The organism is Mycetohabitans sp. B3 (assembly GCF_021498065.1).
Lineage (GTDB): Bacteria > Pseudomonadota > Gammaproteobacteria > Burkholderiales > Burkholderiaceae > Mycetohabitans.
In genome coordinates this window covers 1-374 of sequence record NZ_JAHLKN010000122.1, presented here as the reverse complement: position 1 = coordinate 374, position 374 = coordinate 1, and the positions used below count along the sequence as shown (strand labels likewise).

General features: G+C 61.0%; 1 protein-coding gene. It reads left to right on the top strand.

Annotated elements, in window-relative coordinates:
• The coding region (locus tag KQH55_RS15870) for an AMP-binding protein (protein WP_235091645.1) at positions 1-374 on the top strand (374 nt) is incomplete at both ends.

The following is a 374-nucleotide window of genomic DNA, read 5'->3' as shown; positions in this document are numbered from 1 at the left end:
GACTTACAAGATCACGTCCGTGCCGGAAACAAACGCCAGCATCCCGATTGGCCGGCCGATTGCGAATACGTGCGTTTATCTGCTCGATGCGCACGGGCAGCCGGTGCCACTGGGTGCGGTCGGTGAGCTGTATCTTGGTGGCGCCGGGGTGGCACGGGGCTACCTGAACCGCCCGGAGTTGACTGCTGAGCGCTTTGTGCCGGATCCGTTCTCCGATGAAGCGGGTGCACGGCTGTATAAGACCGGGGATGTGGCGCGGTATTTACCGGACGGTAATTTGGAGTTCTTGGGGCGCAACGATGAGCAAGTGAAGATTCGCGGCTTTCGCATTGAACCGGGGGAGATCGAAGCGTGCTTAACGGCGCACCCGCAGG